Origin of the sequence: Kitasatospora sp. NPDC057518, assembly GCF_042802075.1 — a bacterium.
In the GTDB taxonomy this organism is placed as follows: domain Bacteria; phylum Actinomycetota; class Actinomycetes; order Streptomycetales; family Streptomycetaceae; genus Kitasatospora.
The window spans coordinates 1-10,383 of the sequence record NZ_JBHVEU010000314.1 but is presented as its reverse complement, the minus strand read 5'-3'; the positions used below and the strand labels follow the sequence as shown (position 1 = coordinate 10,383).

Here is a 10,383-nt window from a genome sequence, read left to right as displayed (position 1 = left end):
GGATGTATCCAGCACGGGGCGCTACTGTTTATCTGGGGACCCTGATTGAGTATAGAATTTAAACATGGTCCAGTGTAGATAAGGGGAGGTGTAGAGTATGGCCAAGACGATGATCGACATCGATGAAGAAGCGCTGGCCCTGGCTGCCGAGGTGCTCGGAACCACGACGAAGAAGGACACCGTCAACGCTGCGCTGGCGGAGATAGGGGCGCGGCGCCGCAGGGAGCTCGCGCTGCAGGAACTCGCGCGGCTCGCTGAGGACGGTGCGTTCGACAAGGTGCTGGAGCCCGGGTTCAAGGACGAGGTCCGGCGCGGAAAGCAGGGTGGGGCTGAATGGGAGCTCGGGAAGGCTTCCTGATCGACACCTCGGCAGCGGCGCGGCTGATCGCGAAACCGGCGACGCTGTCGCTCTGGGGCGAGGCCCTGGCCTCCGGGAAGATCGGCATGTGCGCTCCGACTGAGGGCGAGCTGCTGTACTCGGCTCGGTCGGCCGCCGAAATGCGGGCCATGCGGGCGCAGTTCGAGCGGTTGTACACCTGGTGGGTCGTGCCTGATGACGTCTGGCAGCGGATTCCGGCGCTCCAGCTTCGGCTCGCCGAATCGGGCAGCCATCGGTCCGCGGGTGTGGTCGACCTTGTGGTCGCCGTCACGGCGATGCACCACGGACTGACCGTGCTGCACTACGACCGGGACTTCGAGACCATCGCCAAGCACGCCGACCTCAAGGCCAGGTGGCTGGCCGAGCCCGGATCGCTGGACTGAGGAGCGGCTCTGACCAGGGGCGGAGCGAGGGGGGTGGCGGGGCGCGTACCCTTTGAGGTGACAGAGTCCGGACAGTGGCGGGAAGACGCCACGCCGGACGGGGACAACTGACTAAGGACTGAGCGACCCTGGCACGCCGTACGCCCGACGGTCCGCCGCCCGCGCCGACGGTGCAGCGGATTCGTCTCCGCTACACCAAGCGCGGCCGGCTCCGCTTCACCAGCCACCGCGACTTCCAGCGCGCCTTCGAGCGCGCCCTGCGCCGGTCCGCCGTTCCGATGGCCTATTCGGCCGGCTTCACCCCGCACCCGAAGGTCTCCTACGCGAACGCGGCCCCGACCGGGGTGGCGAGCGAGGCGGAGTACCTGGAGATCGGCCTGGCCGCTGTCCGCGACCCCGAGCAGCTGCGGGCGCAGCTGGACGAGTCGCTGCCGACGGGCCTGGACGTGATCGACGCGGTCGAGGTGCGGACGCCGAACTTCGTGGAGCGCCTGGAGGCCTCCGAGTGGCTGCTCCGGCTGGACGGTGTCGAGCCCGACGCGGCCGCCGACGCGGTCGCGCGCTTCCTCGCCGCCGAGCGGGTCGAGGTCGAGCGCCGCACCAAGAACGGCCTGCGGGTCTTCGACGCGCGGGGCGCGGTGGCGGCGCTGGAAGCCGTCCCGGCCCAGGTCGAGGCCGGTGCGGCCGCCGGGGCCGGAACCGACCGCGATGTTCGGACCGGCCGTCCCTGTGCGATACTGCGCCTGGTAGTACGACACGCCACACCAGCCGTACGACCCGACGACGTATTGTCCGGTCTCCGTGTGACGGCCGACCTGGCGCCGCCGGTCCCCGCAGAGGTGACCAGGCTGGCGCAGGGGCCGCTCGACGAGGAGTCCGGCACGGTGACCGACCCGCTGGCGCTCGACCGCGCAGCGGCCCCGGTCGGCTCGGAGCCGGCAGCAGGGCCGCACGCTACCGCGTCCGCCTAGCGGGGGGAGGCCGGGCCCAGTGCCTCACTGGGCCCGACGGTCCTCCAGGGTTCCCGCGGCTCCCCAGGGGAGCGAGCGTCGTCGCAGCGCAGGCCTGCCAACCGGGGCCTGCCGACCAGGAAGGTCGGCCGGTCCGGGACCCCGTCCGGGAGCCACCCGGGGTTGGGGGACGGCGCAGCTTGGGAAAACCTCAGAAGACTGGTCAGACCAGAAGACTTTCGACACCCCGCCGTGTGCGGGGCGCCGAGCGAGACTACGAGCCCCTGTGCGGCCTCGCGTCCGCGCGGCGGCACCGTTCCAAGGGTCCGGTCCAGGCATCGTCGTGATGCCGGCCGCCCAGCGGTGCCGTGCCGTGCCCGGATGCGGAGCCCGGGGGCCTGACGGGAGATCCACCCGCATGCTCGATAACACCGATCCGCAGCAGACTGCGGCCACGGAACAGAACGAAACCGCCGCGACCGGTGGTGAGGGCGCGTCCGCCGCGCCGCCGCGCCGTCGCCGCCGCGCGGTGTCCCGCCCGGCGGGTACCCCGCAGGGTGCGGCCGCCGACGCGGCCGAGACGGTCGTGCCGGCCGAGGCCCCCGCGGCCGCCACGGCTCCGGCCGTGGAGCCGACGGCCGAGCCGGCCGCCGAGAAGCCCGTCCGGGCCCGCCGTACCCGCAAGCGCGCCGAGGCGCCCGCCGGTGCCCCCGTGGCCGAGGCCGCGGCCCCCGTCGTCGAGGCGCCGGCCGTCGAGACCCCCGCCGTGGAGGCCCCCGCCGCCGAGCCGGTGGCTGAGGAGGCCCCGGCCGCTCCGGCCCGCCGCCCCCGCCGCCGTCGCGTGGTCGAGGCCGCGCCGGTCGTCGAGGCCCCGGTGGCGGAGCCCGCCGCCGAGGAGCCGCAGGCCGAGGAGCCCGCCGTCGCGGAGGAGCCCGAGGAGGAGGCCGTCGAGGCCCCCGCCGCCGCGCCGGCCGCCCGGCCCGCCGCTGCCGCCCCGGCCGCCGAGGCCGAGCCGCCCCACCGGGTGCGCCGCCGTGCGGTCCGCCCGGCCACCGCCGTCTTCCAGGCGCCGGTGTTCCAGGAGCCCGCCTCCTTCGTCGCGCCGTCCGCTCAGGCGGCGCAGGCCGCGCCGTCCGCTCCGGTGGCGCAGGCCGCTCCGCAGCAGCCCGCCGCCGCCCCGGCGAAGGCCGAGGCTCCGGCCGCGGCCCCGGTGCAGGCCGGGCGCGAGGAGGAGGACGACGAGTTCGAGTACAGCGGTGTCGGCCGTCGCCGCCGGGTCCGCACCCGGGTCGAGCCGACCCGTCGCAAGTCGGGCGCCCAGGCTCCGGTGAAGGCCGCCGCGAAGGCCGCCAAGGCTGCGGCGAAGGCGCCGGTCGCGGCGCCCGTCGTCGAGGTCCCGGTCGTCGAGGCGCCCGCCGTCGAGGCCCCCGCCGCCGGTCCGGAGACCGAGGACGAGTGGGAGGACGGCCGTCCGTCGCGCCGTCGCCGCCGGGGCGGTCGCCGCCGTCGCCGCGGTGAGGCCGAGGAGTTCGAGGCCGCCGAGGCCGTCGAGACCGAGCAGTCCGTCGAGGAGTCGGCCGAGGCCGTCGCCGAGGAGGAGGGCGAGGAGGACGACGACCTGGCCGCCGGCCTGTCCTCGTCGCGCCGCCGTCGTCGCCGTCGCCGCCGCAGCGGTGAGGCCGGCGCCGTCGAGACCGCCGAGACCACCGAGGACGGCGTCCGTACGGTGGTGAAGGTGCGCGAGCCGCGCCGCCGTTCCACCGAGCCGTCGTTCGACCCGGACGAGGTGCAGTCCATCAAGGGCTCGACCCGTCTGGAGGCCAAGAAGCAGCGCCGCCGCGAGGGCCGCGAGCTGGGCCGCCGCCGGGTGCCGATCATCACCGAGGCCGAGTTCCTGGCCCGCCGCGAGTCGGTCGAGCGCGTCATGGTGGTGCGCCAGAGCGGCCAGCGGACCCAGATCGGCGTCCTCGAGGACGGCGTGCTGGTCGAGCACTACGTCAACAAGGAGCAGGCCACCTCGTACGTCGGCAACGTCTACCTGGGCAAGGTCCAGAACGTGCTGCCGTCGATGGAGGCCGCCTTCGTCGACATCGGCAAGGGCCGCAACGCGGTGCTGTACGCCGGCGAGGTCAACTTCGGCGCGCTGGGCCACGGCGGCCCGCGCCGGATCGAGTCGGTGCTGAAGTCCGGCCAGTCCGTGCTGGTGCAGGTCTCCAAGGACCCGATCGGCCACAAGGGCGCCCGCCTGACCAGCCAGATCTCGCTGCCCGGCCGCTACCTGGTGTACGTGCCCGAGGGCTCGATGACCGGCATCTCGCGCAAGCTCCCGGAGAACGAGCGCGCCCGGCTGAAGCAGATCCTCAAGAAGATCGTCCCGGACGACGCGGGCGTCATCGTGCGCACCGCCGCCGAGGGCGCCTCCGAGGAGGAGCTGACCCGCGACGTCCAGCGCCTCCAGCAGCAGTGGGAGGACATCCAGAAGAAGGCCGCGACCGGCAACGCCCCGGCGCTGCTGTACGGCGAGCCGGACATGACCGTCCGGGTCGTCCGCGACATCTTCAACGAGGACTTCACCAAGGTCATCGTCTCCGGCGACGAGGCGTGGAAGACCATCCACGAGTACGTCTCCAACGTGGCCCCGGACCTCGCCGAGCGGCTCCAGCGGTGGACCTCCGAGGTGGACGTGTTCGCCACCTACCGGATCGACGAGCAGCTGATGAAGGCGCTGGACCGCAAGGTCTGGCTGCCCAGCGGCGGTTCGCTGGTGATCGACCGCACCGAGGCGATGGTCGTCATCGACGTCAACACCGGGAAGTTCGTCGGCCAGGGCGGCAACCTGGAGGAGACGGTCACCCGGAACAACATCGAGGCGGCCGAGGAGATCGTGCGCCAGCTGCGGCTGCGCGACCTCGGCGGCATCATCGTGATCGACTTCATCGACATGGTGCTGGAGTCCAACCGCGACCTGGTGCTGCGCCGCCTGCTGGAGTGCCTGGGCCGGGACCGGACCAAGCACCAGGTGGCCGAGGTCACCTCGCTGGGCCTGGTCCAGATGACCCGCAAGCGGGTCGGCCAGGGCCTGCTGGAGTCCTTCTCCGAGCCGTGCGTGCACTGCAATGGCCGCGGCGTGATCGTCCACATGGAGCAGCCGAGCGCCCACGTCCACGCCCCCGTGGTGGCGGGCGAGGCCGGTGCGGGCAGCGGCAAGCGCCGTCGCCGGGGCAAGGGCGGCGCGGGCCACGAGGAGCCGCAGGCCGTCGAGGCCGTGGCGGCCGAGCCGGTCGCGGTGGAGGCCTTCGCCGAGCCGGCCGAGCCGGTGCGCGAGGAGATCGAGGGCCAGCTGGCCCTGGAGGTCCCGGGCGTCGAGGCCCCGGCCGAGGCGGCTCCCGCCGTCACGGCCCCGGTCGTCGAGGCTCCCGTGGCGGAGGCCCCGGCCGCCGCTCCGGCGGGCCGTCCGCGCCGCCGCGCGGTGCGCAAGGCGACCGCTCCGGCGGGCTCCCCGGGCACCGCCGAGATCGTGGTGCTCCAGGCCAAGGCCGAGGCGGCGCTGGAGGCGGCCCTGGAGGCCGCCGCCCCGGCGGTCGTGGAAGCCGCGGCCGAGGCCGTCGCCGAGGCGCCGGGTGAGCCGGTCGTGGCCGCGGAGGCCGCGGTCGTCGCCGAGGCTCCGGAGGCCGTCGAGGCTCCGGAGACCGCCGAGGCCGTCGAGGCCGCCGTCGAGGCTGCGGCCGAGGAGGCGCCGGCGCCGAAGAAGCGGGCCGCCCGCAAGACCGCCGCGAAGAAGACCGCCGCCAAGAAGACCACCACGGCGGCCAAGAAGACCACCGCCCGCAAGACCGCCACCAAGCGGACGAGCGCGGCGGCCAAGAAGGCCGCGGCCGCCGAGGGTGATACGGCGTCCGAGTAGTGCCCACGCCCCGGGGCGGGAGTGATCCCGCCCCGGGCCGTACGGGCCGGTTTGCCCCCCGGGCGGCCGGTCCGTATTCTTGACCATCGGCGTGTCTACGCCATTGCTCCCGAGCACATCACCTTCCCGAGGTCACCGCGTTCGCGCGGAGGGCCGGGGAGAGGCTCCTGTGTCCGTACCCAGGTGGCTGGCGTCGGGGGTTCCGACCGAGCAAGGAAAGCAGGTACCGCATGTACGCGATCGTTCGCGCAGGCGGCCGCCAGCACAAGGTCGCCGTCGGCGACGTGCTGGAGATCGACCGTATCGAGGCCAAGCCGGGTGACTCGGTCGAGCTCTCGACCATCCTCGTCGTCGACGGTGACGCTGTCACCTCCGACCCGTGGGTCCTGGCCGGCGTGAAGGCTCACGCCGAGGTGGTCGACCAGACCAAGGGTGACAAGATCGTCATCCTGCGTTACAAGAACAAGACCGGCTACCGCCGCCGTCAGGGTCACCGTCAGCAGCACACCGCGGTGCGCATCACCAGCATCGACTCGGTCAGCAAGTAAGGGGATAGCGAAAAATGGCACACAAGAAGGGCGCAAGCTCTACTCGTAACGGCCGTGACTCGAACGCCCAGCGCCTCGGCGTGAAGCGCTTCGGTGGCCAGGTCGTCTCCGCCGGCGAGATCCTCGTCCGCCAGCGCGGCACCCACTTCCACCCGGGTGCCGGTGTCGGCCGCGGTGGCGACGACACCCTGTTCGCGCTGACCGCCGGTGCGGTGCAGTTCGGCACCCGTCGTGGCCGCAAGGTCGTCAACATCGTGGCCGTCGAGGCCTGAGTCCCCGCGGACTCCCGAGTCTGAGAAGACCCACCGGGTCGGGACAAGACTCACAGTGAAGGGTGGGCCGGAATTCTCCGGTCCACCCTTCACGCTTTACGCAGGTAGCAAGCAGACTCTCGCGCACTGGAGGCACACCCATGACCACCTTCGTGGACCGCGTCGAACTTCACGTCGCCGCGGGTAACGGGGGCCACGGCTGCGCCTCCGTGCACCGCGAGAAGTTCAAGCCGCTCGGCGGCCCGGACGGCGGCAACGGCGGGGAGGGCGGCAGCGTCATCCTCACCGTGGACTCGCAGGTCACCACCCTGCTGGAGTACCACCACTCGCCCAAGCGCAAGGCCACCAACGGCAAGCCCGGCGCGGGCGGCCACCGGACCGGCGCGGACGGCGAGGACCTCGTCCTGCTGGTGCCGGACGGCACCGTGGTGCTGGACCGCAAGGGCAACGTGCTGGCCGACCTGGTCGGCCACGGCACCAGCTTCGTCGCGGCCCAGGGCGGCCGCGGCGGCCTCGGCAACGCCGCGCTGGCCTCGGCCCGCCGCAAGGCGCCCGGCTTCGCGCTGCTCGGCGAGCCCGGCGAGGCCCGTGACATCGTCATGGAGCTCAAGTCCGTCGCCGACGTGGCCCTGGTCGGCTACCCGAGCGCCGGCAAGTCCTCGCTGATCTCGGTGCTCTCGGCCGCCAAGCCGAAGATCGCGGACTACCCGTTCACCACCCTGATCCCCAACCTGGGCGTGGTCACCGCGGGCGACACCGTCTACACCATCGCCGACGTGCCCGGCCTGATCCCGGGCGCCAGCCAGGGCCGAGGCCTGGGCCTGGAGTTCCTGCGCCACGTCGAGCGCTGTTCGGTGCTGGTGCACGTGCTGGACTGCGCCACCCTGGAGCCCGGCCGCGACCCGCTGACCGACCTGGAGACCATCGAGGCCGAGCTCGCCGAGTACGGCGGTCTGGAAGACCGTCCGCGCTTGGTCGCGCTCAACAAGGTGGACGTCCCGGACGGCCAGGACATCGCCGACCTGACCCGCGCCTCCCTGGAGGAGCGCGGCTACCGGGTGTTCGAGGTCTCCGCCGCCTCCCGCAAGGGCCTGCGCGAGCTGAGCTTCGCCGTGGCCGGGATCGTCGCCGAGGCGCGCGCCGCCAAGCCGGCCGAGGAGTCGACCCGGATCGTGCTGCGGCCCAAGGCCGTCGACGACGCCGGCTTCACCATCACCGAGGAGGACGGCGCGTACCGCATCCGCGGCGTCAAGCCGGAGCGCTGGGTCCGCCAGACCGACTTCAGCAACGACGAGGCCGTCGGCTACCTCGCCGACCGGCTGGCCCGCCTCGGGATCGAGCAGGAGCTGTGGAAGATCGGGGCGCACGAGGGTGACACCGTCATCATCGGCCCCGAGGAGAACGCCGTCGTCTTCGACTGGGAGCCGACCATGGCCGCCGGTGCCGAGATGCTCGGCCGCCGTGGTGAGGACCACCGCTTCGAGACCCCGCGCCCGGCGGTCGACCGCCGTCGCGAGAAGCAGAAGGGCCGGGACGCGGCCGAGTCCGAGTTCCTCGCCTTCGAGGCGCTCTCCAGCGGCCGCCAGGCCGCCATCGAGGGCGACGACGACGAGGACTGAGGACCGCTGACCGGTCCGGTCCGGACGGCCCCTGCCACCTGTCGAGGTGGCGGGGGCCGTCCGCGTGTCCGGCGGTGACGGGGCGTCACTTGGTCCAGGAGGCCTGGAGCTTCAGCGGGTCGGCCAGGTCGGTGTAGCCGACGGCGGCCGGGGTGTTGCCGGGGGTGGAGATGATGGTGCAGCCCTTGACCTCGGCGCCCTTGGCCACGCCCTGGAACTTCGCGCCGGTGCACTTGGGCAGCGGGGTCGCGGCGGTCAGGACGTTGACGCCCTTCTTGCCCGTGGTGTCGAAGAGCACGAGCTTCGAGTCCGGGGCGGTGAAGGAGAGGCTGGCGTCCCCGAGGTTCTTGATGGTGTAGCTGACGTACATCGGGGTGCGGCCTTCCAGGCCGACGATGCTGATCTTGGCGGCGGTGAAGTCCTGCGCCGAACCGGCCTCGACGCCGGTGACGGTGACCTCCAGCTTGGTGGCGACCTTGGAGGTCTTGTCGGCGAAGTCCACGGTGGCGCTCTGGCCGACCTTCACGCTGGTGGCGGCCGCCGGGACGGCTCCGGCACCGGCCCCGCCGCCCGCCGTGCCCGCCGTGCCGGCCGTGCCGGCCCCGCCCGCCGCACCGGAGGGGGCCGCGCCCGAGGGGGCCGCGGCCGAACCGCCGGCCGCGCCCCCGGCGGTGGCACCCGGGGTCGCGCCGGTCTGGGGCGCGCCGGTCTGGGCCGGGGCCGCGCCGGTGGCGCCGCCGGTACCGGCCGGGGTGTCCGGGTTGTCCGGCCCGCAGGCCGCGAGCGAGAGGGCGGTGGCCGCCGCGAGCGCGGCGACGGTCAGCTTGGTGGTGTACGAACGCATGGTGCGCATTTCTCCTGGGCGCACGGCCGCGACCGTTGCCGGCCTTTGCCCAGTGCGGCGCCGCCCGTCGTGACAGGAAGGGTCGATGACGACATGGGTACAGCGGGCAAGAAGCCGTCCCCCGATCTGGCTTGCGGTCAGGGACCATACCAGCCATCCGGCTTGGCGGGCGGCCCGTGGCGGCCCGTACCGGATCCGGTCCATCCGGTGAAACACCCCGCCGGTGACCTGCGGGGATCGCGTAGATTTCGGGGGTGACGGCCGGGCCCGGGCCCCGCCGTACCCGCACCACACCGGAAGGGCGTACAGCGAGATGAGCGAGGACCCTCTGCGGGAGGAGGTGCTGACCGCACGGCGGATCGTCGTCAAGGTCGGCTCCTCGTCCCTGACCACGGCGACCGGCGGCCTGGACGCCGACCGCGTCGACGCCCTGGTGGACGCGCTCGCCAAGCTGCGCGGCCGCCCCGAGGCCCCGGAGGTGGTGCTGGTCTCCTCCGGTGCGATCGCCGCCGGGCTCGCCCCGCTCGGCCTGGACCGCCGGCCCAAGGACCTGGCCCGCCAGCAGGCCGCCGCCAGCGTCGGCCAGGGCCTGCTGGTCGCCCGCTACACCGCCTCCTTCGCCCGGTACGGCATCCGGGTCGGCCAGGTGCTGCTCACCGCCGAGGACGCCAGCCGGCGCGCCCACTACCGCAACGCGTACCGCACCCTGGACCAGCTGCTGGCGATGGGCGCGATGCCGATCGTCAACGAGAACGACACCGTCGCCACCGCCGAAATCAAGTTCGGCGACAACGACCGGCTGGCCGCCCTGGTCGCCCACCTGGTCCGGGCCGACCTGCTCGTACTGCTCTCCGACGTGGACGGCCTGTACGACGGCGACCCGTCCCGCCCCGGCACCAGCCGGATCGCCGAGGTGCGCGGCCCGCAGGACCTCGACGGCATCGAGATCGGCAGCGCCGGCAAGGCCGGCGTCGGCACCGGCGGCATGGTCACCAAGGTCGAGGCGGCCCGGATCGCCACCGGCGCCGGCATCCCGGTCGTGCTCACCGCCGCCAGCCAGGCCGCCGACGCGCTGGCCGGCCGGCCCACCGGCACGCTCTTCCTGCGCACCGGCAGCCGCACCTCCGACCGGATGCTCTGGCTGGCCCACGCGAGCAGCCCGCGCGGGGCGCTGCACCTGGACGAGGGCGCCGTCCGGGCGGTCGTCTCCGGCGGCGCCTCGCTGCTGCCCGCCGGGGTCACCAAGGTCGACGGGGAGTTCGCCGCGGGTGATCCGGTGGACCTTCTTGCCGAAAACGGCCACATCGTGGCTCGCGGACTGGTCAACTTTGATGCGAGGGAGTTGCCCCGCCTGCTCGGCCGGTCCACCCGCGACCTGGCCCAGGAGTTCGGCGCCGCGTACGAGCGCGAGGTCGTCCACCGCGACGACCTGGTCGTTCTGCGCGGTTGACCGGCCCGGTTGACCGTGCCGGGGCCTGCCCCTG

The 10,383-nt window shown here is 73.5% G+C and carries 9 protein-coding genes; 8 read left to right on the top strand and 1 reads right to left on the bottom strand.

The window, feature by feature from the left end; genetic code table 11:
• Positions 1 to 97 precede the first annotated feature (97 nt).
• The 7 genes from ACFU7Z_RS27430 (at position 98) to obgE (ending at position 8,055) form a co-directional block, all read left to right on the top strand.
• Positions 98 to 358: a type II toxin-antitoxin system VapB family antitoxin gene (locus ACFU7Z_RS27430; RefSeq protein ID WP_117487746.1), complete on the top strand. Its 261-nt coding sequence runs from the start codon at positions 98 to 100 to the stop codon at positions 356 to 358.
• Entirely contained in the window at positions 334 to 762 is a 429-nt protein-coding gene (locus ACFU7Z_RS27425; RefSeq protein ID WP_117487745.1) for a PIN domain nuclease, read from the top strand. The genes ACFU7Z_RS27430 and ACFU7Z_RS27425 overlap by 25 nt, the downstream gene beginning before the upstream one ends.
• 170 nt (positions 763 to 932) lie before the next feature.
• Entirely contained in the window at positions 933 to 1,733 is an 801-nt protein-coding gene (locus ACFU7Z_RS27420) for a TIGR03936 family radical SAM-associated protein (RefSeq protein WP_380780299.1), read from the top strand.
• A 397-nt stretch (positions 1,734 to 2,130) separates the two neighbouring features.
• A complete protein-coding gene (locus ACFU7Z_RS27415; RefSeq protein WP_380780297.1) occupies positions 2,131 to 5,616 on the top strand; it encodes a ribonuclease E/G in 3,486 nt (1,161 codons plus the stop codon).
• A 230-nt stretch (positions 5,617 to 5,846) separates the two neighbouring features.
• Positions 5,847 to 6,164, top strand: a complete 318-nt coding sequence (rplU, locus tag ACFU7Z_RS27410; protein WP_045696828.1) for a 50S ribosomal protein L21 — start codon at positions 5,847 to 5,849, stop codon at positions 6,162 to 6,164.
• A gap of 14 nt (positions 6,165 to 6,178) precedes the next feature.
• Positions 6,179 to 6,436, top strand: coding sequence for a 50S ribosomal protein L27 (rpmA, locus tag ACFU7Z_RS27405; RefSeq protein ID WP_030309712.1), 258 nt, complete (start codon positions 6,179 to 6,181; stop codon positions 6,434 to 6,436).
• Between the two features lie 140 nt (positions 6,437 to 6,576).
• Complete coding sequence (gene obgE / locus ACFU7Z_RS27400; protein ID WP_049659936.1) at positions 6,577 to 8,055, top strand: GTPase ObgE; 1,479 nt, start codon at positions 6,577 to 6,579, stop codon at positions 8,053 to 8,055.
• 85 nt (positions 8,056 to 8,140) lie between these two features.
• Here the strand turns inward: obgE and ACFU7Z_RS27395 are convergent, their stop codons facing one another.
• A complete protein-coding gene (locus tag ACFU7Z_RS27395; protein ID WP_380780295.1) occupies positions 8,141 to 8,908 on the bottom strand; it encodes a hypothetical protein in 768 nt (255 codons plus the stop codon).
• 304 nt (positions 8,909 to 9,212) lie between these two features.
• Between ACFU7Z_RS27395 and proB the strand changes: the two genes are divergently transcribed.
• A complete protein-coding gene (proB, locus tag ACFU7Z_RS27390) occupies positions 9,213 to 10,349 on the top strand; it encodes a glutamate 5-kinase (RefSeq protein WP_049660991.1) in 1,137 nt (378 codons plus the stop codon).
• Positions 10,350 to 10,383 lie beyond the last annotated feature (34 nt).